Here is a 19,481-nt window from a genome sequence, read left to right as displayed (position 1 = left end):
TACTTACTAAGTCAAGACTTACTGGACGATCTTCGACGCCGGTGCAATCATGCCGCGCAACACGCCTGTTCCCGTTCGAAGGAGCGTCAAGCGATGCAGGGCGACCCGGAAGTCATCGAGTTCCTCAATGAGCAGCTGACCGCCGAGCTCACGGCCATCAACCAGTACTTCCTGCACGCGAAGCTGCAGGACCACAAGGGCTGGCACAAGCTCGCAAAGTACACGCGCGCGGAGTCCTTCGACGAGATGCGCCACGCCGAGGTGCTCACCGACCGCATCCTGCTCCTGGACGGCCTGCCGAACTACCAGCGCCTCTTCCACGTGCGGGTCGGCCAGAGCGTGACCGAGATGTTCCAGGCCGACCGGGAGATCGAGCTGGAGGCGATCGACCGGCTGCGCCGGGGCATCGAGGTGATGCGGGCCAAGCACGACATCACGTCGGCCAACGTCTTCGAGGCGATCCTCGCCGACGAGGAGCACCACATCGACTACCTGGAGACCCAGCTCGACCTGGTCGAGAAGCTGGGCGAGTCGCTGTACCTGTCGACGGTGATCGAGCAGACCCAGCCGGACCCGTCGGGACCGGGCTCCCTCTAGAACGGCGGGGCTAGGCCGCCTCCTAGAACGGCGGGGCTAGGCCGCCTCGGGAAGCTCCGCGAGAACCGGGGCGCCCTGGTCGGCCAGCTGCCGGCGGGGGCAGGCGCCGCGCCCGAGCAGGGCCTGGATGCGCCGTACGCAGCCGCCGCAGTCGGTGCCCGCCTTGCAGGCGGAGGCGATCTGCCGGGGCGTGCACGCGCCGGCCTCCGCGTGACTCTTCACCTGTTCCTCGGTGACACCGAAGCAGCTGCAGACGAACACGCGGTTCACCTCCCGAGCGGGGTACAAAGTCGTGCCGTACCGACGACCGGAGGGCCCGACTGATCGGTGAGGCAAACCTAACCTTACCCATCGCGCAAGGCCGGCAAAAGTGGGAGGGGCGCGGATCCCGTGTGACCCGCGCCCCATTTCACCCGCCCGCCGTGGGGCGGACCGTCACTGGTCCCGGTACATCTCCGCCACCAGGAACGCCAGGTCGAGCGACTGGCTGCGGTTCAGCCGCGGGTCGCAGGCCGTCTCGTAGCGCTGGTGCAGGTCGTCGACGAAGATCTCGTCGCCGCCGCCCACGCACTCGGTGACGTCGTCGCCGGTCAGCTCCACGTGGATGCCGCCCGGGTGGGTGCCGAGCGACTTGTGCACCTCGAAGAAGCCCTTGACCTCGTCGAGCACGTCGTCGAAGCGGCGGGTCTTGTGGCCGGAGGCCGCCTCGTAGGTGTTGCCGTGCATCGGGTCGGTGATCCAGGCGACGGTCGCGCCGGACGCGGTGACCTTCTCCACCAGCTCCGGGAGCTTGTCGCGGATCTTGTCCGCGCCCATCCGGACGATGAAGGTCAGCCGCCCGGGCTCGCGCTCCGGGTCCAGCCGCTCGATGTACTGCAGCGCCTCCTCGGCCGTGGTGGTCGGGCCGAGCTTGATGCCGATCGGGTTGCGGATCCGCGAGGCGAACTCGATGTGCGCGTGGTCCAGCTGCCGGGTGCGCTCACCGATCCACACCATGTGCCCGGAGACGTCGTACAGCTGCCCGGTGCGCGAGTCGACGCGGGTGAGGGCCGACTCGTAGTCCAGCAGCAGCGCCTCGTGCGAGGAGAAGAACTCGACGGTCTGGAACTCGGCCGGGTCCGTGCCGCAGGCCCGCATGAAGTTCAGCGCGTTGTCGATCTCCCGGGCGAGCTGTTCGTAGCGCTGGCCGGAGGGGGAGGACTTCACGAAGTCCTGGTTCCAGGCGTGCACCTGCCTGAGGTCGGCGTAGCCGCCGGTGGTGAAGGCGCGCACCAGGTTCAGCGTGGACGCCGAGGCGTGGTACATGCGCTTGAGCCGCTCGGGGTCGGGGACCCGGGCCGCCTCGGTGAAGTCGAAGCCGTTGACGGAGTCGCCGCGGTAGGTCGGCAGCGTCACGCCGTCGCGGGTCTCGGTCGGCTTGGAGCGCGGCTTGGAGTACTGGCCGGCGATCCGCCCGACCTTCACCACGGGCACGGACGCGGCGTAGGTGAGGACGGCGCCCATCTGGAGCAGCGTCTTGAGCTTGTTGCGGATGTGGTCCGCGGACACCGCGTCGAAGGCCTCGGCGCAGTCGCCGCCCTGGAGGAGGAACGCCTCTCCCTTGGCGACGGACGCCATCCGGGCGCGCAGCTGGTCGCACTCGCCCGCGAAGACGAGCGGCGGATACGACTCGAGGTCCGCGATCACTGCGCGCAGAGCCTCGGTGTCGGGGTACTCGGGCTGCTGCGCCGCGGGCAGGTCTCGCCAGGTGTTGCCAGCGCTCGCGCTGGTCTTAGCGTTCACGGTCACCCCTTAACACTACGGGGTCACGCGACGCGGTTTTCCCATCGCTCGACAGGTGAGACGGGACCCCCGTGCAGGACCCCGCGCCCGGGTTGGTAGCCTCACGCGCCTCTGTAGTTCGGATCACAGCGGACTCACACACATATTCATATCGAGGGCATACCGGGGTGGGGTTTTGAGCGCGGACCATCGAAGAGACCGCAAGAAGAAGAGAATGCTCGTCTACGGCGTCGCCTCGGCGGTGGCCGTCGCCGCCACGGCCGGCGGCCTGGCCCTGGCCTCGCCCGGCCTGCTCGGCTCGGACCCGGCGCAGGCGTCCGTGGCCCCGGGGGCCCGGCTGCAGAGCGAGTTCGAGCAGGCCGCCGAGGAGTTCGACGTCCCGCAGAGCGTGCTGATGGCGGTCTCCTACCGGCAGACGCGCTGGGAGGACCACGACGGCCTGCCGAGCACCACCGGCGCGTACAACGTCATGGGTCTCACCGACGTCGACGCGGACAGCCTCGAGAACGGCAGCGCCGCCGAGGAGCGCGAGCACCGGCTCGAGCACATGAACCGCAGCGGCGACCCCGTCGTCGAGAAGCACTTCGACGCCGACAAGGCCCTCAAGAGCCTCGACGAGAAGCCCGTCGACACCGAGGACCCGCGGCTGCACACCCTGGACGAGGCGGCCGGCCTCATCGACGCGTCGGCCGAGAAGGTGCAGAGCGACACCGGCGAGAGCATCCGGGCGGGCGCCGCGCTGCTGGCCAAGTACCAGAAGGACGCGACCGGTTCGCTGCCCGAGGACCCCGGCGCCTGGTACCCGGCGGTGGCCCGGGCCAGCCAGGCCCCGGACCACAAGGGCGCCCAGCTCTTCGCGAAGCGCGTGTTCGAGTCGATCAAGACCGGTGAGAAGCGCGTCACCGCCGACGGCCAGTCCCTGACGCTGCCGGCCGACCCGGCGGTCGAGCCGAAAAAGACGACGGACCTGGAGCTGGCCGCGGCCTCCGCCGCCCCCACCCCCGAGTGCCCGTCCGGCCTGAACTGCGACTTCCGTCCGGCCGCCTACAAGCAGAACGGCGGCATCGACGACTGGGGCAACTACAACATCGCGAGCCGCCCCACGGCCGGTCACGAGATCACCTCGATCGTGATCCACGACACCGAGGGCAGCTACAGCAGCGCCCTGGGCGTCTTCCAGAACTCGTACTCGTACGCCAGCGCCCACTACCTGATCCGCGCCTCCGACGGTCTGGTCACCCAGATGGTCGAGACGAAGAACGAGGCGTGGCACGCGGCCAACAAGACCCTCAACATGCACTCGATCGGCATCGAGCACGAGGGTTACGCGATCAAGGACGGCAGCTGGTACACCGAGCCGCAGTACGAGTCGTCGGCCGCGCTGGTGAAGTACCTGGCCGGCAAGTACGACATCCCGCTGGACCGTGAGCACATCCTCGGCCACGACGAGGTCCCGGGCGTCCTGGACGGCAACGTGAAGTCCCAGCACTGGGACCCGGGCCCGTTCTGGGACTGGAACCACTACATGGACCTGCTGGGCGCCCCGACCGGCGCCGAGGGCCCGGGCGGCCCGTACCGGCCCGGCCAGGTGATCCGCGTCGTCCCGCCGTTCACCACGGCGAACCAGCCGAAGATCACCAACGGCGGCTCCTCGGTCCCCAAGCAGCCGGCGAACTTCGTCTACCTCTACTCCTCGCCGTCCACCTCCTCGGCCATGCTCACCGACCCGTACCTGGGCAGCCAGTCCTGGTCCGAGGGCTGGAACTGGGGCAACAAGGTCCTGGCCGGCGGCGAGTTCGTGGTCGCCGAGGCACGGCAGGACTGGACGGCCATCTGGTACGGCGGCAAGAAGGCCTGGTTCTACAACCGGGGCGGCCAGTTCGCCGCCGCCGTCGGCACGCCGGACGTGGTCACGGCCAAGGCCGGGGCGAGCTCCATACCGGTGTACGGGCGCGCCTACCCCGAGGACAGCGCGTACACGGGCACCGGAGTGCCGGTCCAGAGCAAGAACAACGAGTCGCTGAGCAAGTACGGCGTCCTCTCCGGGCAGAAGTACGCCCTGGCCGGCGGCGCCATGAAGGGCTCGTACTACAACAGCGGCAACATCGACGGCTCGGGCGAGGGCTCGCGCACGGTGGTCGTGGGCGACACCACGTACTACCCGATCCGCTTCAACCACCGCATCGGCTACGTCCGCACGGCCGACGTCCAGCTGGTCAAGGGCACCGCGCCCGACCCGGGCACCGACCGGTACGACATCCTCGGCCGGGACTCCTCGGGCGTGCTGTGGCAGTACCAGGGCACCGGCAGCGCCTCCTCGCCGTTCTTCGGCCGCTTCCGCATCGGCGGCGGCTGGAACACCTACAACGCGGTGACGACGCTCACGGCGCTGCGCGCCGACGGCACCGGCGACGCGGTGGCCCGCGACAAGAGCGGCGTGCTCTGGTACTACAAGGGCAGCGGCGACATGACAGAGCCGTTCGAGTCCCGCACCCGGGTCGGCGGCGGCTGGTCCGTCTACGACACGATCACCGGCGCCCGGGACCTCACGGGTGACGGCAGGCCGGACCTGATCGCCCGCGACAAGAGCGGCGTCCTGTGGCTCTACAAGGGCACCGGCAACACCGCCGCGCCCTTCGAGACCAAGTCCAGGATCGGCGGCGGCTGGTCCGTCTACAACATGCTGACCGACACCGGCGACCTCACCGGCGACGGCAAGCCGGACCTGATCGCCCGCGACAAGAGCGGCGTCCTGTGGCTGTACAAGGGCACGGGCGACGCGTCGGCCGTGTTCGACGCCCGCACCCGGGTCGGCGGCGGCTGGTACGTGTACGACATGCTGAACGGCCCGAGCGACCTGAACCGCGACGGGGTGCCGGACCTGATCGCCCGCGACAAGGACGGCGTGCTCTGGTTCTACCAGGGCACCGGCAGCGCCTCGGCGCCGTTCAAGGGCCGCACCAGGATCGGCGGCGGCTGGAACACGTACGGCATGATCATCTGATGCGGTGCGCCGCGGCCGTCCCGCATCGCGGGACGTGCCGCGGCGCCGCGCGCGGATGCGCTAGGGTCGACGCCATGTTCGCGCACTCGACCCAGAACTGGTGGTGGACCGCTCATCCGGCGGCCCACTGACTGCGCGCGACGCAAGACTCCGCGAAGGCCGCCCGAGGGGCGGCCTTCGGCGTTTCCGAGCCCGGGTCCGTTCCTCCTCTCCGACGAACTCTCCGCCGAACCGAGAAGGACACGGACCATGACACCGCTCGACAGCCTCCTGACCGACCCCCGCCCCTTCGCCCTGCTGCGCCGCCGCGCCCCGGGCCACGACCACGACCTCGTGGAACTGCTGCTCGGCCCGGTCACGGAGCACGACGAACTCGCCGACCTGCCCGACGAAGGCCTGGCGCTCGTCCCCTTCCGGCAGATCCGCGAACGCGGCTTCGACGTCCGCGACGACGGCACCCCGCTGCTGATGCTCACCCCCGAGGAGCGGTACGGCATCCCGCTCGCCGAGGCGCTGGCGCAGCTGCCCGCGCACGAGGTGCGGGTCGAGGGCGGCGGCTTCGACGTCGGGGACGAGGAGTACGCGCGGACCGTCGGCCGGGTCCTGGACGAGGAGATCGGGCGCGGCGAGGGCGCCAACTTCGTGATCCGGCGGACGTACGAGGGGCGGATCCCCGGGTTCGGGCGGGCCGACGCGCTGGCCCTGTTCCGGCGGCTGCTGGAGGGCGAGCGGGGCGCGTACTGGACGTTCGTCGTGCACACCGGGGACCGCACGCTGGTCGGGGCCAGCCCGGAGGTGCACGTGCGGATGTCCGGGGGCACGGTCGTCATGAACCCGATCAGCGGCACGTACCGCTACCCCGCGGAGGGGCCGACCCCCGAGCACCTGCTCGACTTCCTCGCCGACGGCAAGGAGATCGAGGAGCTGTCGATGGTCGTCGACGAGGAACTGAAGATGATGTGCACCGTCGGCGACATGGGCGGCGTCGTCGTCGGCCCGCGGCTGAAGGAGATGGCGCACCTCGCGCACACCGAGTACGAGCTGCGCGGCAAGTCCTCCCTGGACGCCCGGGAGGTGCTGCGGGAGACGATGTTCGCGGCGACGGTCACCGGCTCGCCGGTGCAGAACGCCTGCCGGGTGATCGAGCGGCACGAGACCGGCGGGCGGGGCTACTACGCCGGCGCGCTGGCCCTGCTCGGGCGGGACCCGGGGGACGGCCCCGGGCGTTCCGCCGGCCCCCAGACGCTCGACTCCCCCATCCTGATCCGCACCGCCGACATCGATGCGGAGGGCCGGCTGCGGGTGCCGGTCGGCGCCACTCTGGTGCGGGGCTCGGACCCGGCGGGCGAGGTCGCCGAGACCCACGCCAAGGCGGCCGGCGTACTGGCGGCGCTGGGCGTACGTCCGGCCCGGCCGCGGGCGGAGGCCGAGCGTCCGCGGCTGGCCGATGATCCCCGGGTGCGGGCCGCGCTGGACGGGCGCCGCGCCTCGCTGGCCCCGTTCTGGCTGCGGATGCAGGAGCCGTCGGCCGCGCTGACCGGGCACGCCCTGGTCGTCGACGCGGAGGACACCTTCACGGCGATGCTCGCGCACGTGCTGCGCTCCTCGGGGCTCACGGTGAGCGTACGGCGGTACGACGAGCCGGGGCTGCGCGAGGCGGTACTGGGGCACGGGGGCGGCCCGGTGGTGCTGGGGCCGGGACCCGGTGACCCCTCGGACCGGGCCGACCGCAAGATGCGCTTCCTGCGTTCCCTGACCGCCGAGGTGCTCGGGACGCACCGGCACGGCGTCCTCGGCGTCTGCCTCGGACACGAGCTGATCGCGGCCGAGCTGGGGCTCGGCATCGTCCGCAAGGAGGTGCCGTACCAGGGGGCGCAGACGGAGATCGACCTGTTCGGGCGGCGGGAGACGGTCGGCTTCTACAACAGCTTCACGGCGCGCTGCGACGACGAGGCCGCTCTGGAGCTGGCCGCCCACGGCATCGAGGTGAGCCGCTCGGCGGGCGGCGAGGTGCACGCGCTGCGGGGTGACGGCTTCGCCGGGGTGCAGTTCCACCCGGAGTCGGTGCTGACGCTGAACGGCACGGCGATCGTGCGGGAGCTGGCCGGTCAGCTGCGCGGGACGAGCACGTTCTCCGAACGGCGGCCCGCCCGGTAGTCGAGGACGTTGCGCACGGTCGTCTCGACGATCTGCCCGACGGCGTCCTCGGTGTAGTACGCCTGGTGCGAGGTGACCAGCACGTTCGGGAAGGTGACGAGGCGGGCCAGGGTGTCGTCCTCGACGGCCTCCAGGGACTTGTCGAGGAAGAACAGGCCCGCCTCCGCCTCGTACACGTCCAGGCCCACGCCCGAGAACCGGCCCGCGCGCAGTTCGCCGACGAGGGCCGCGGTGTCGATCAGTCCGCCGCGGCTGGAGTTGATCAGGATGGCGTCGTCGCGCATCGCCCTCAGCGCGGCGGCGTCGATCAGGTGCCGGGTCTCGGCCATCAGCGGGACGTGCAGGGTGATCAGGTCGGAGCGGGCGAGCAGCTCGTCCTTGGGGACGTAGCGCATGCCCAGCTCCGCGCAGGCCGGGTTCTCGGCGACGTCCCAGCCGAGCAGGCGCATGCCGAAGCCGTGGGCGATCCGGGCGAAGGCCTCGCCGATCTTGCCGGTGCCGAGCACGCCGGCGGTGCGGCCGTGCAGGTCGCGGCCCATCAGGCCGTCGAGGCGGAAGTCGAAGTCGCGGGTGCGGATGGAGGCGCGCACGATCCGCCGGTTGACGGCCATGGCGAGGGCCCAGGCGAACTCGGCGACCGAGTACGGCGAGTAGTACGACACCCGGGCCACGGTCATGCCGAGCCGCTCGGCGGTGGCCAGGTCGACGTTGTTGAAGCCGGTGGAGCGCTGGGCCACCATCCGGGTGCCGCCGGCCGCGAGGATCTCCAGGACCTCCGCGCCGAGGTCGGCGTTGACGGACGTGGAGACGATCTCGTGGCCGGCCGCGATGGGGGCGGTGTCCCCATTGAGGAAGACGTCCAGGCAGCGGACGTCCTCGTGGTCGCCGAAGGCGCGTTCGATCAGGGGCTTCTCGTCGGCCTGTACGCCGAAGGCAAGGATCTCCATGACCGCTCCCGTGGTGGTGGGCTCCGGGCCGAATATACGGCCCTCGGCTCACCCCCGCCGGTCAGCGGCAGGTCCCTCGCCGGTCAGCGGCCAGTCCCTCGCCGGTCAGCCGAAGAAGACGCCGACCTCGTCGTACAGCGCCGGGTCGACGGTCTTCAGCCGGGCGGTGGCCTCGGCGATCGGGACGCGGACGATGTCCGTGCCGCGCAGGGCGACCATCTTGCCGAAGTCCCCGTCGTGCACGCAGTCGACGGCGTGCAGGCCGATGGGGGTCCCCCCACGCCGTTCAGGCAGTGGGGGAGGGTGGCGAGCCAGCGGTCGAAGGCGCTGGGGGTGCCGCCGCGCTGGACGTGGCCGAGGACGGTGGTGCGGGCCTCGTTGCCGGTGCGCTTCTCGATCTGCTTGGCCAGCCACTCGCCGACCCCGGACAGCCGGACGTGCCCGTAGGAGTCCAGCGACTCGTCCTTGAGCACCATGTCGCCGTCGCGCGGCATCGCGCCCTCGGCGACGACCACGATCGGGGCGTAGGAGGCCCGGAAGCGGGAGGTCACCCAGGCGCACACCTGCTCGACGTCGAAGCGCTGCTCGGGGATGAGGATGACGTTGGCGCCGCCGGCCAGGCCGGAGTGGAGGGCGATCCAGCCGGCGTGCCGGCCCATGACCTCGACGACCAGGACGCGCATGTGGGACTCGGCGGTGGTGTGCAGCCGGTCGATGGCCTCGGTGGCGATGCCGACGGCGGTGTCGAAGCCGAAGGTGTAGTCGGTGGCGGACAGGTCGTTGTCGATGGTCTTGGGGACGCCGACGCAGGGCACGCCGTACTCGTCGGCGAGGCGGGTGGCGACGCCGAGGGTGTCCTCGCCGCCGATGGTGATGAGCGCCTCGACGCCGAGTGCGGCGAGGTTGTCCTTGATGCGCCGGATGCCGTCCCGCTGCTGGAGCGGGTTGGTGCGCGAGGAGCCGAGGACGGTGCCGCCGCGGGGCAGGATGCCGCGGACGGCCGGGATGTCGAGCGGGACGGTGTCGCCCTCCAGGGGGCCGCGCCAGCCGTCCCGGAAGCCGGTGAAGTCGTAGCCGTACTCCTGGACGCCCTTGCGGACGACGGCCCGGATGACGGCGTTGAGCCCGGGGCAGTCGCCGCCGCCGGTCAGTACTCCGACCTTCATCGCGTGATCCCCTTGCCACAGTGGGTGGTTGAGGCCAGTCCACTGTCCCGCGCGGGTCACGCGTCGTCCAGACCCCGTTCTATCGCGTACCGCACCAGCTCCACGCGGTTGTGCAGCTGGAGCTTGCCGAGGGTGTTCTGGACGTGGTTCTGCACGGTGCGGTGGGAGATGACGAGGCGTTCGGCGATCTGCTTGTAGCTCAGGCCCTTGGCGACCAGGCGCAGCACCTCGGTCTCCCGGTCGGTGAGCCGGGGCGCGCCGGGGTCGTCGGTGCCCGCGGCGGGCGCGGGTTCGGAGGCCAGGCGGCGGTACTCGCCGAGGACGAGTCCGGCGAGTCCCGGGGTGAAGACCGGGTCGCCGGCGGCCGTACGGCGCACCGCGTCCCGCAGTTCCTCGGTGGAGGCCGACTTCAGCAGGTAGCCGGTCGCGCCGGACTTGACCGCCTCCAGCACGTCGGCGTGCTCCCCGCTCGCCGAGAGCACGAGGACACGCAGCTTCGGGTCGGTGCCGACGACCTCCTTGCAGACCTGGACGCCGGGCTTGCCGGGCAGGTTGAGGTCGAGCACGAGGACGTCGGGCGCGACGGCGGCTGCCCGGCGCACCGCCTGGTCGCCGTCACCGGCGGTGGCGACCACGTCGAAGCCGGACTCGGCCAGGTCGCGGGCCACGGCGTCGCGCCACATCGGGTGGTCGTCGACCACCATGACCCTGATCGGGCCCTGTCGTTCACTCATGATCCGCTGCCTTCCCCCGTGCGCCGGTACCGCGGGTACCGGCGGTCTTCTTCGGTGCCTTCAGTTCGACTTCGGTGCCCTGGCCGGGCACCGAGATCAGTTCGGCCGTGCCGCCGAGGTCGCGCAGCCGGCCGCGGATCGACAGGGCCACGCCGAGCCGGCCCTCGCCCTCGGCCTCGGCCAGCCGCCCGTCCGGGATGCCGGGCCCCTCGTCGCGGACGGTGACGATCACCTCGTCCGGTTCGTCCTCGACCAGGATCCACGCGCGGGCCTGCTCACCGACGTGCTCGCGGACATTGTCCAGCGCGGCGCCCACCGCGGCCGCCAGCTCCCGTGCGGCCGCCGGGGCGAGCAGGACCGGGGCGCCCGGCTCGGCGAGGTTCACCAGCGAGCCGGCGTACGGGGCGAGCAGGGCGCGCAGGTCGACGGGGCCGTCCGGGTCGGCCCCCTCCGGTTCCTCGACCATCCGGACGACGGCGCCCTCCGCGGCGTCCTCCGACACACGGGAGACGGGCACCAGGCCCCCGGAGACCAGGGTGCGCAGGGCCACCTCCTGCTCACCGGCCAGCCGGCCCAGTTCGGCCGCCTCGCCGCCGATGACGGCGCCCCGGCGCTGCACCATCGCCAGCACCTGGAGCACGCTGTCGTGGATGTCCCGGGCGAGGCGCTCGCGCTCCCTGGTCGCCGCCTCGATCTCCAGGGCGCGGGCGAGGGTGCGCTCGGAGGCGCGGGCGACCTCGACGACGTAGCCGATGGCGATGGAGGCGACCCAGACGAGGACGACGTTGTGGACGGTGTCGCGGGCCGGGGTGCCGCGTTCGACCAGGTTGGCGACGGCGACGAGGGTGGAGGCGACGGCGGCCCAGCGCCAGCCGCCCTTGATGGCGAAGGCCAGCACGGAACCGGCGGTCCATATCGACGGCAGGGTCGGACCGCCGTCCATGACGCGCTCGTGGGCGTCGGCGAAGGGCGTGAGCAGGATGCCGGTGAGCGCGACGGTGAGGTCGGCGGCGAGGAACCGCTTGGTGCAGTTCGCGGCGTTCGTGACCTTGGGGAGGGTGGCCAGGGTCCAGACGAAGAGGACGGCGTAGTAGGCGACGGCGAGCCAGGGGCGGGCGAACCCGGAGTAGGCGGTGGCGAAGAACCCGATCGCGTACAGCATGGTGAGCACGCGGTAGCCGGCGAGCGCGCGCCACAGCGGCAGCTCGACCGACATCCTCATGACTCTCTCGCGCCTGGCCATGTTCCCCCCTCCCCGGGCCCTTCCCGGGCTACGTCCCGGCCCGGTCCTTCCCGGCCTTCGCCGCCTTGCCCGCTTCCTTCTCGGCCTTCGCCGCCTCCGCGAGCTGCCGCTTCATGGCGGTCGCGTACATGTCGACGTACTCCTGGCCGGAGAGCTTCATGATCTCGTACATGACCTCGTCGGTCACCGCGCGGAGCACGAAGCGGTCGTGCTCCATGCCCTGGTAGCGGGAGAAGTCCAGCGGCTTGCCGATGCGGATGCCGGGACGCATCAGCTTCGGCATCACCTGGCCGGGCGGCTGGATCTTCTCGGTGTCGATCATGGCGACCGGGATCACGGGCGCGCCGGTGGCGAGGGCCACGCGCGCGAGGCCGCCCGGCTTGCCGCGGTAGAGGCGGCCGTCCGGGGAGCGGGTGCCCTCGGGGTAGATGCCGAACAGCTCGCCGCGCTCCAGGACCTCTATGCCGCTCTTGATGGCGGCCTCTCCCGCGCCGCGCGCGCCGGAACGGTCCACGGGGAGCTGGCCCACGCCCTTGAAGAAGGCGGCGGTCAGCCTGCCCTTGACCCCGGGCGTGTTGAAGTACTCGGCCTTGGCGATGAAGGTCACCTTGCGGTCGAGGACGGCGGGCAGGAAGAACGAGTCGGAGAACGAGAGGTGGTTGCTCGCCAGAATGGCGGGGCCGTCGGCCGGGATGTACTCCAGGCCCTCCACCCAGGGCCGGAAGGCAAGCTTCAGCGACCCTCCGATGGTGAGCTTCATCGTGCCGTACAACAACCCAGTGCCTCCCGTGTCCGTGGGTCAGACCTTATCCCGGGACACCGTCAATGGCCCCGACGGCCCTGGTCGGTGTCAGTGCGGTCGCGTACGGTGAAAGACCCGCGAGTCCCCCCTGACGACAGGAGACCGAGACGTGCCGGTGCTGCCCGGAGCCGAGCCGTTCCGCCACGAGGGCGGGGAGGCCGGCGTCCTCCTCTGTCACGGTTTCACGGGTTCCCCGCAGTCGCTGCGTCCCTGGGCCCGGTATCTGGCCGAGCGCGGCCTGACGGTGACGCTGCCGCTGCTGCCCGGGCACGGCACCCGCTGGCAGGACATGCAGGTCACGGGCTGGCAGGACTGGTACGCGGAGGTGGACCGCGAGCTGCGCGCCCTGCGCGAGCGCTGCGCCCGGGTCTTCGTGGCCGGCCTGTCCATGGGCGGCGCGCTGGCGCTGCGGCTGGCCGCGAAGCACGGGGACGCGGTGGCGGGCGTCGTCGTCGTGAACCCGGCGAACCGCATGCACGGCGTCGCCCAGCACGCCCTGCCCCTCCTGCGCCACCTGGTGCCGGCCACGAAGGGCATCGCCAGCGACATCGCCAAGCCACTCAGCACGGAGCTGGGGTACGACCGGGTGCCGCTGCACTCGGCGCACTCGCTGCGCGCCTTCTTCCGGCTGGCCGACGGCGACCTGCCCCAGGTGACCCAGCCGCTGCTGTTGCTGCGCAGCCCGCAGGACCACGTGGTGCCGCCCGCCGACTCGGCGCGGATCCTGGGCCGGGTGTCCTCGACGGACGTGACGGAGATCCTGCTGGAACAGAGCTACCACGTGGCGACGTTGGACCACGATGCGGACCGGATCTTCGCGGAGAGCGTCGCGTTCATCGGCCGGCTCGCGCCCGGTTCCGTCAAAGAACCGGAGTCCGGTCTCGGCGAGGAAGGGACGGCCGCAGGTGGCTGAGCACGACTCCGACCGCGAGGACCGCGAGGAGCGGGACCTGGAGCGGGAGCACCGCGAGGGGCGGGAGCCGGCCGCGGACGGCGGGCCCGGGGCGCAGGACGTGCCCTTCGACGAGGCCGCCGCCTGGGACGCGATCGTCGCCGGGTACGGGGAGGAGCCCCCGGATCCGCCGGGCGCGAAGCCTTTCAAGTCGGTCGAGGACCTGGCGCTGCTGGAGCCGGAGGTGAACGACGAGAAGCCGTCGGCGGACCGGCCCGCCCCGGACCGGCCGCTGGGCAGCTCCGTCGCGTTCGCGCCCGGTGTCGGTCCCCGCGACCACACGCCCGCCGAGCCGTCCGACGACGACTTCGACCCGGACGACGAGGGCCACTTCGTGCCGCCCGAGCCGCCGCCGCTGCCCGATGCCGACCCCACCGCGAAGTTCGCCTGGCTGGGGGTGATCGGCGGCCCCGTGCTGCTCCTGCTGGCGGTGCTGCTCGGCTGGGACATGACCTGGTGGCTGACGACCCTGAGCATCGGCGGCTTCCTCGGCGGCTTCGCCACCCTGGTCGTGCGGATGCGGACGGACGACGAGGACGACGACGATCCGGGGCGGGGCGCGGTGGTGTAGCCGGTCGGCCGGACTCCGGTCAGGCGGGGGTCGCGGGTACGCGGAGGGCGGTCAGGACCGGGAGGTGGTCCGTGGCCGCCCTCAGGTCGTCCTCCGCCACTCCGGGCAGTCCCGACGGCACCCCGCAGCCCAGCACCTCGACGCCTTCGGTGACGAAGACCGCGTCGATACGGCGGTCGGGGGCGGTGGCGGGGAAGGTGTACTCCCCGCCCCAGGGCGCGGCGGTCCAGCAGTCGCGCAGTCCGTCGCCGAGCCGCCGGAAGGTGCGGCCGCCGGGGCGCTCGTTCAGGTCCCCGCCCGCCACGGCGTGCGGCACGCCGAGGCCGGCCAGGTGGTCGAGGAGCAGGCCGGCCTGCTGGTGGCGCTCCTCGGCCCGCAGCGACAGGTGGGTGCTGAGGACGCCGAGACGGGCCCCGCCGAACCGGACCACGGCGGTGGCCAGGCCCCTGCGGTGCTGACCGGGGGTGAGCGGAAGCAGCACGTCCTCGGTGCGCTCCACGGTGGCCCGCAGGGAGCAGAGCAGCGCGGGGCCGGCGGCGGTGGCGCCGCCGGAGAGCAGGACCAGGTCGCTGGCGGCGGCGAGCCGGGTGATCTTCTTGCGCCAGCGGAAGAAGCGGGGTGCCTCCTGGAGGAGGACCAGGTCGGGCGCGCAGGCCTTGATGACGCGGGCGAGGGCGTCGGTGTCGTCGCGCAGCGAGCGGATGTTGTAGCTCAGGACGCGGACGACCGCGGAACCGTCGGGTTCTGTCTGGGAGTTGGGGAGCTGCTCCATGTTGATCAATGTACGCCTACGAGCTCGGGGCGCGAGGTTCGTGGGCGACTGCCGGTAATACGTGGCTTGTCGCGCAGTTCCCCGCGCCCCTGAGGTCGGGACGGATCCCGTCGCTCGAAAAGCGACCGTTACATGATCGGGTCGGGTTCCCGGGCCAGGTCGGCCGCGCCGACCAGGCCGGCCTTGTTGCCGAGTTGGGCGGCGATCACGTCGGCGACCGGGCGCCAGTTGCCGCCGACCAGCCAGCGCTTGTACGACTTGCGGATCGGGTCGAGGACCAGGTCGCCCTCGTCCGAGAGGCCGCCGCCGACGATGAACGCGGACGGGTCGAAGAGCGAGGCCAGGTCGGCGAGGCCGGCGCCGGCCCAGCGGGCCAGTTCCCGGTAGGAGTCGACGGCGACCGGGCAGCCCTGGCGGGCGGCGACCGAGATGTGCTTGCCCTCGATGCCGTCGGGGGTGCCGTCGCCGAGCGCGAGCAGTACCTCAGCGCGCTCGGGGGTGGCATTGGCACGCTGCTTGGCGTACCGCACCAGCGCCCGTCCCGACGCGTACTGCTCCCAGCAGCCCTGCGAGCCGCAGCCGCACAGCAGGCCGTCGGGCACCATGCGGATGTGGCCGAACTCCGCGGCCACGCCGAAGTGACCGCGGCGCAGCTTGTTGCCGATGATGATGCCGCCGCCGAGGCCGGTGCCCAGGGTGATGCAGATGACGTTGCGGTGGCCCTTGCCGCCGCCGAACTTGTACTCGCCCCAGGCCGCGGCGTTGGCGTCGTTCTCCACGACGACGGGGAGGCCGACGCGCGCCTCGACCTTCTCCTTGAGCGGCTCCTGGCGCCAGTCGATGTTGGGCGCGAAGTAGACCGTGGAGCGCTGGCGGTTGACGTATCCGGCGGCACCGATACCGACGCCGACGATCTCGTGCCCCACGCGCGCGCCCTCCACCGCGGTGGCGATGGCGTCCACGATGGCCTCGGGTGTGGTGGGGGTCGGCACCTTGTGGGTCGAGAGGATGTTGCCTTCCTCGTCGACCACGCCGGCCGCGATCTTCGTGCCGCCGATGTCGACGCCGATGGTGAGTCCCATGAATCCCTCAGTTCGGTCGAGCCCCGCTAAGGGCAACCGTACCCGAGGCGGGGCTCAGTCCAGGTCGATGCGCTGGCCCGGACCGGTGCCGCCGTCGTCCTCGTCCCGGCCGTCGGTGCCGCGTTCGCCCTGGTCGCGGGGGTCGCTCGGATCCTTGGCGGCGGTGTCGCCGGTGGTCCAGCGGCGTTCCTGGTTCTGGACGGCGGAGCGGTAGGCGGCGAGGAGTTCGCCGCCGGCGGCGGCGAGGTGGTCGAACACGTCCGGGTTGCGCTCGATGACCGGTTCGACGGCGGCCTTCGCCTGCTGGACGACCTGCCGGACCACCTGCTGGGCGGCGGGCCCGGCGACCTGGCCGAGCAGCGGGGACTGGAGGCCGGCCAGCTTGTCGGCGACGGTGTCGACGAGCCGGCGCAGCTCCTCGGCGGCGGAGCCGGGCGGCGGCCCGTACTCGGCACGGCGGCGGGCCTTCTCCGCCTCCAGGTCCTCGGCGCACGCCGTCGCCCAGGCGTCGGCGTCGGTGGCATGCGCCTCGGCGGTCGCTCGCGTCTCACCGGTCGCACGCGTCTCGTCGGTCGCACGCGTCTCGTCGGTCGCACGTGTCTCGTCGACCGTGTCGGCCTCGTCGGGGCGGGGCGCCTCGGACGGGGGGAGCTCTTCGCTCATGACGGACTCCTGACTACGGTTCGTCCTTACGACGTTACCCGAACGGCCCCGGCCCCCGTCGGGTCATCGTCCCCGCGGCCACAGCCCCGGGTCCGGCGCGAACCGGACGGCGAGGGTGTCCTCCCGCAGCGCGGCCCCGTCCACGGTGCAGCGACGCAGCGCGGAGGGCAGCGGGACGGTGCGGCGGAACGGACCCGCAGCGACGACCAGTTCGTCCCCGCGGCGGACCAGGTCGAGCTCCTCGCGTACGGCGCCGGGCAGCGGGATGTGCCAGACCAGGACGCCGTCCTCGGCCAGCCGGTCGGTGACGGGCCACTCGACCGGGGAGGCGGCCGGGTTGACGCCGGGCACGTCGAGGGCGGCGAGGTCGTCCGTGCCGCGCGGGTCGCGGCCGAGGTGGGCGACGGCGTGGACGTCGTACGTGCCCTGCCACTCCTCCAGCGTCTTGCGCTGCTGGGCGAGGGGGCCGCCGAGCCAGCTGTCCGCCGGGACGTCCTCGGGCAGGACGCGGTTGGCGACCAGCAGGTCGGTGCGCAGGCCGCGCAGGGCGAGACCGAGGGTGGTGGCGCGGACGGCGTCGGCTCCGGCCGGCCCCGGCTCGGCGACCAGCCGGACGGTGGTGTTCCGGTCGGCCAGGACGGCCTCCGCGGCGGCCAGTTCCAGCTCCCAGCGGGCGGTCGCCTCGTACAGCGCCTCGGCGGGCATGGGGACGCCCGCGAGCCGGCCGAGGACGGGGCGCAGGGCCCGGGCGGCCTGTCGTTCGGGCGGGAGCAGGCGGCGCAGGCTGCGGCGCAGTTCCTCGGGCGCGGCGAGCAGGGCGAGGGCGCGGGGCGCGGGCGGGAGGTCCACGACGAGGAGGTCGTGCGCCTCGGCGAGGGCGGCCTCGCGCAGGGCGCGCAGCAGGGCGAGGTCGTCGGCGCCGGGGAGCGGGGTCAGCTCCTCGGGGTCGAGGCGGGAGGCGCCGAGCAGGTCGAGCGCGGAGGCGGCGCGGTCCTGGAGGGCGGCGAGGGCGTCCCGGAAGCCCTGGGCGGCGTCGGGGCGCCACGCGGTGAGGCCGGGGGCGACGGGGGTGGGCGCGGGGCCGGTGGGCACGCCGAGTACGGCGCCGAGGGTGTCGTCGCGGTCGGTGCCGAGGAGGAGGGTGCGGGTGCCCTCGCGGGCGGCCTTGAGCGCGGTGGCGGCGGCGACGGTGGTACGGCCGGTGCCGCCGGGGCCTGTGAGCAGGAGGGTGCGCATGGGGGTGAACGGTACCTGGGGCTCCGCCGGTTGGCTGGTGACCCGGCGCTGGGGCTCGGGGGGGGGAGCGCGGCCCGGCGCTGCCGGGGTGCCGCTGCGCCCACCCGTGCCGCCCCAGCGGCACGACTGCCCGCAGTTACGACGGCTTGGCGACTGCCCGCGGCTACGGCGGCGTGGCCACTGCCCGCGGCTGCGTTACTTTTTCGACTCCACGCGCTTCTTCAGGCCGGCCAGGGCTCGGTCGATGATGACCTTTTCCGCCTTGCGCTTGATCATGCCGAGCATGGGGATCTTGACGTCCACCGTGAGGCGGTAGGTGACCTCCGTGCCGGTGCCCGCCGGGCGGAGGAGGTAGGAGCCGTCGAGGGAGCGCAGCATCTGGGACTTCACCAGCGTCCAGGAGACCTCGTGCTCGCCGGTCCAGGTGTAGCCCAGCGTCTGGTCGTCCTTGATCGCGCCGGCGTCCATGACGAGTCGGACCTGCTCGGCACGCCCCTGCGCGTCGGTCGAGAGGACCTCGGCCTCCTTCACCTCGCCCGTCCAGTCGGGGTAGCGCGCGAAGTCGGCGATCACCGCCATGACGTCGGCGGGTGCCGCCTCGATGGTGATGCTCGAGCTGGTGTGTTCCGCCATCGCCGTGGCTCCTCCGGATGCGGGCCGCTACTGAGGTGGTCGTGCGCGCATGACGCGCACGTGTGTGCCGCGTGAAGGCTATCGCGCACCGCGACGGCGGATGCCACCACCCACCTGCACGGGTTCGCCGCGCACGTTCACCACTCCAGCGCCCACGGCCGTCCCGTCGACGCGAAGTGGCCGACGTTCACGCACTCGGTCGCCCCGATGCGCATGCGCCGGACCAGCGGCTGGTGGACGTGCCCGAACAGGGCGTACCGGGGGCGGGTGCGGCGGATCGCGTCGAGGAGCGCCAGACTGCCCCGCTCGAAGCGCCGGGCCACCGTGTCGTAGACCAGTTCCGGCACCTGGGGCGGGATGTGCGTGCACAGCACGTCCACCTCGCCGACGGCCTCGATCTTCGCGGCGTACGCCTCGTCGCTGATCTCGTACGGCGTGTTCATCGCGGTGCGCAGCCCGCCGCCGACGAAACCGAAGACGCGGCCGCCGATCTCCACCCGCTGCCCGTCGAGCACGGTGGTGCCGGGACCGGCATACTCGGACCACAGCGGCGGCACGTCGACGTTGCCGTAGGTGGCGTAGGTGGGGGTGGGGAAGGCGGCGAACAGCTCGGCGTACTGCTTGCGCACCGCCCGTTCGATCAGCTCCCGCCGGTCCCCGTCGACCCCGGCCCACAACCGCGTCCCGAACTCCCGGGCCTCGTCGAAGCGGCGGGCGGTGCGCAGCGCGACGATGCGGTCGGCGTTGGCGACGCCGAACAGGTCGGGGAAGATGCCGCGCGAGTGGTCGGCGTAGTCGAGGAAGAGGACCAGGTCCCCGAGGCAGATCAGGGCGTCGGCGCCCTCGCCGGCCCTGGCCAGGTCGCGGGCGTTGCCATGGACGTCGCTGACCACGTGGACGCGCGTGCTCGTGTTACGGGGCGGTGTGGGTGCCATGGCGATCAAGCGTAAGCAGCGCGCGGCTGATGTGAACAGTGGCGGCCGGACCTGCGGTTACTGGCTGGTCGGTTGATCCGTCGACTACTGTGCGCAAAGCAAACCCCATCCGTGTGACGCAGCGAACATCTCGTGGGGACCCCCTGTCGGAGAACGCATACCGGCGGGTAACGTCCGGGCAGTCCAGTCGTGCTCTGGGTTTCAA

17 protein-coding genes and 1 pseudogene are annotated in these 19,481 nt (G+C 72.2%); 5 read left to right on the top strand and 13 right to left on the bottom strand.

The features are described from left to right. The first annotated feature begins 93 nt into the window (after nucleotides 1-93). Nucleotides 94-597, top strand: coding sequence for a bacterioferritin (gene bfr, locus D1J63_RS27085; RefSeq protein WP_030402138.1), 504 nt, complete (start codon nucleotides 94-96; stop codon nucleotides 595-597). A 36-nt stretch (nucleotides 598-633) separates the two neighbouring features. Here the strand turns inward: bfr and D1J63_RS27080 are convergent, their stop codons facing one another. Continuing rightward, nucleotides 634-867, bottom strand: coding sequence for a (2Fe-2S)-binding protein (locus D1J63_RS27080; RefSeq protein ID WP_030869393.1), 234 nt, complete (start codon nucleotides 865-867; stop codon nucleotides 634-636). Nucleotides 868-1,032: 165 nt separating this feature from the next. Beyond that, entirely contained in the window at nucleotides 1,033-2,385 is a 1,353-nt protein-coding gene (locus D1J63_RS27075) for a 3-deoxy-7-phosphoheptulonate synthase class II (RefSeq protein ID WP_125632423.1), read from the bottom strand. A gap of 169 nt (nucleotides 2,386-2,554) precedes the next feature. Between D1J63_RS27075 and D1J63_RS27070 the strand changes: the two genes are divergently transcribed. Continuing rightward, the gene (locus D1J63_RS27070; protein ID WP_125632421.1) at nucleotides 2,555-5,383 is read left to right on the top strand and encodes an N-acetylmuramoyl-L-alanine amidase; all 2,829 of its coding nucleotides are present in this window, start codon (nucleotides 2,555-2,557) and stop codon (nucleotides 5,381-5,383) included. A gap of 249 nt (nucleotides 5,384-5,632) precedes the next feature. Continuing rightward, nucleotides 5,633-7,540, top strand: coding sequence for an anthranilate synthase family protein (locus D1J63_RS27060; RefSeq protein ID WP_125632416.1), 1,908 nt, complete (start codon nucleotides 5,633-5,635; stop codon nucleotides 7,538-7,540). Here the strand turns inward: D1J63_RS27060 and D1J63_RS27055 are convergent. From D1J63_RS27055 to D1J63_RS27035, 5 genes and pseudogenes are all read right to left on the bottom strand, one after another. Beyond that, entirely contained in the window at nucleotides 7,492-8,487 is a 996-nt protein-coding gene (locus tag D1J63_RS27055; protein WP_125632413.1) for a 2-hydroxyacid dehydrogenase, read from the bottom strand. The two genes, D1J63_RS27060 and D1J63_RS27055, sit on opposite strands and share 49 nt — an antisense overlap. 105 nt (nucleotides 8,488-8,592) lie before the next feature. After that, nucleotides 8,593-9,653 (bottom strand): annotated as a pseudogene (locus tag D1J63_RS27050) (6-phosphofructokinase). Between the two features lie 56 nt (nucleotides 9,654-9,709). Next, nucleotides 9,710-10,387 (bottom strand): response regulator transcription factor, encoded by a 678-nt coding sequence (locus D1J63_RS27045; protein WP_164712989.1) that lies wholly within the window; start codon nucleotides 10,385-10,387, stop codon nucleotides 9,710-9,712. Further along, nucleotides 10,380-11,630: a DUF5931 domain-containing protein gene (locus tag D1J63_RS27040; RefSeq protein ID WP_102930952.1), complete on the bottom strand. Its 1,251-nt coding sequence runs from the start codon at nucleotides 11,628-11,630 to the stop codon at nucleotides 10,380-10,382. Before D1J63_RS27040 ends, D1J63_RS27045 begins: the two co-directional genes overlap by 8 nt. A gap of 28 nt (nucleotides 11,631-11,658) precedes the next feature. Further along, the gene (locus tag D1J63_RS27035; RefSeq protein ID WP_180989103.1) at nucleotides 11,659-12,390 is read right to left on the bottom strand and encodes a lysophospholipid acyltransferase family protein; all 732 of its coding nucleotides are present in this window, start codon (nucleotides 12,388-12,390) and stop codon (nucleotides 11,659-11,661) included. 151 nt (nucleotides 12,391-12,541) lie between these two features. Between D1J63_RS27035 and D1J63_RS27030 the strand changes: the two genes are divergently transcribed. Next, nucleotides 12,542-13,345 carry an alpha/beta fold hydrolase gene (locus D1J63_RS27030; RefSeq protein WP_125632411.1) on the top strand — a complete coding sequence of 268 codons (804 nt, stop codon included), beginning with the start codon at nucleotides 12,542-12,544 and terminating at the stop codon, nucleotides 13,343-13,345. Next, on the top strand, nucleotides 13,338-13,955 hold the full coding sequence (locus tag D1J63_RS27025) for a hypothetical protein (protein WP_125632409.1): 618 nt from the start codon (nucleotides 13,338-13,340) through the stop codon (nucleotides 13,953-13,955). Before D1J63_RS27030 ends, D1J63_RS27025 begins: the two co-directional genes overlap by 8 nt. Before the next feature lie 19 nt (nucleotides 13,956-13,974). Here the strand turns inward: D1J63_RS27025 and D1J63_RS27020 are convergent, their stop codons facing one another. The 6 genes from D1J63_RS27020 to D1J63_RS26995 form a co-directional block, all read right to left on the bottom strand. Further along, nucleotides 13,975-14,727, bottom strand: coding sequence for an endonuclease/exonuclease/phosphatase family protein (locus tag D1J63_RS27020; RefSeq protein ID WP_125632407.1), 753 nt, complete (start codon nucleotides 14,725-14,727; stop codon nucleotides 13,975-13,977). Between the two features lie 128 nt (nucleotides 14,728-14,855). After that, nucleotides 14,856-15,809 carry an ROK family glucokinase gene (locus D1J63_RS27015; protein WP_102930948.1) on the bottom strand — a complete coding sequence of 318 codons (954 nt, stop codon included), beginning with the start codon at nucleotides 15,807-15,809 and terminating at the stop codon, nucleotides 14,856-14,858. 54 nt (nucleotides 15,810-15,863) lie between these two features. Next, entirely contained in the window at nucleotides 15,864-16,472 is a 609-nt protein-coding gene (locus tag D1J63_RS27010; protein WP_125632405.1) for a DUF5304 domain-containing protein, read from the bottom strand. A 63-nt stretch (nucleotides 16,473-16,535) separates the two neighbouring features. Then, nucleotides 16,536-17,708: an ArsA-related P-loop ATPase gene (locus D1J63_RS27005; protein WP_125632402.1), complete on the bottom strand. Its 1,173-nt coding sequence runs from the start codon at nucleotides 17,706-17,708 to the stop codon at nucleotides 16,536-16,538. Nucleotides 17,709-17,903: 195 nt separating this feature from the next. Continuing rightward, nucleotides 17,904-18,341, bottom strand: coding sequence for an SRPBCC family protein (locus tag D1J63_RS27000; RefSeq protein WP_125632400.1), 438 nt, complete (start codon nucleotides 18,339-18,341; stop codon nucleotides 17,904-17,906). A 137-nt stretch (nucleotides 18,342-18,478) separates the two neighbouring features. Continuing rightward, nucleotides 18,479-19,276 (bottom strand): metallophosphoesterase, encoded by a 798-nt coding sequence (locus tag D1J63_RS26995; RefSeq protein WP_125632397.1) that lies wholly within the window; start codon nucleotides 19,274-19,276, stop codon nucleotides 18,479-18,481. Between the last annotated feature and the right edge of the window lie 205 nt (nucleotides 19,277-19,481).

Source organism: Streptomyces sp. KPB2 (assembly GCF_003950055.1).
Taxonomy (GTDB): domain Bacteria; phylum Actinomycetota; class Actinomycetes; order Streptomycetales; family Streptomycetaceae; genus Streptomyces; species Streptomyces salinarius.
Note: the sequence above shows the minus strand (reverse complement) of the source record. Positions and strands in the feature narration are given on the sequence as shown.

Excerpts from the sequence above, each read along its gene's own strand:
- D1J63_RS27055 (WP_125632413.1), bottom strand. The coding sequence starts at position 8,487 with ATGGAGATCCTTGCCTTCGGCGTACAGGCCGACGAGAAGCCCCTGATC.
- D1J63_RS27010 (WP_125632405.1), bottom strand. The coding sequence starts at position 16,472 with ATGAGCGAAGAGCTCCCCCCGTCCGAGGCGCCCCGCCCCGACGAGGCC.
- D1J63_RS27005 (WP_125632402.1), bottom strand. The coding sequence starts at position 17,708 with ATGCGCACCCTCCTGCTCACAGGCCCCGGCGGCACCGGCCGTACCACC.
- D1J63_RS27020 (WP_125632407.1), bottom strand. The coding sequence starts at position 14,727 with ATGGAGCAGCTCCCCAACTCCCAGACAGAACCCGACGGTTCCGCGGTC.
- D1J63_RS27000 (WP_125632400.1), bottom strand. The coding sequence starts at position 18,341 with ATGGCGGAACACACCAGCTCGAGCATCACCATCGAGGCGGCACCCGCC.
- D1J63_RS27035 (WP_180989103.1), bottom strand. The coding sequence starts at position 12,390 with ATGAAGCTCACCATCGGAGGGTCGCTGAAGCTTGCCTTCCGGCCCTGG.
- D1J63_RS26995 (WP_125632397.1), bottom strand. The coding sequence starts at position 19,276 with ATGGCACCCACACCGCCCCGTAACACGAGCACGCGCGTCCACGTGGTC.
- D1J63_RS27040 (WP_102930952.1), bottom strand. The coding sequence starts at position 11,630 with ATGGCCAGGCGCGAGAGAGTCATGAGGATGTCGGTCGAGCTGCCGCTG.
- D1J63_RS27015 (WP_102930948.1), bottom strand. The coding sequence starts at position 15,809 with ATGGGACTCACCATCGGCGTCGACATCGGCGGCACGAAGATCGCGGCC.
- D1J63_RS27060 (WP_125632416.1), top strand. The coding sequence starts at position 5,633 with ATGACACCGCTCGACAGCCTCCTGACCGACCCCCGCCCCTTCGCCCTG.
- bfr (WP_030402138.1), top strand. The coding sequence starts at position 94 with ATGCAGGGCGACCCGGAAGTCATCGAGTTCCTCAATGAGCAGCTGACC.
- D1J63_RS27045 (WP_164712989.1), bottom strand. The coding sequence starts at position 10,387 with ATGAGTGAACGACAGGGCCCGATCAGGGTCATGGTGGTCGACGACCAC.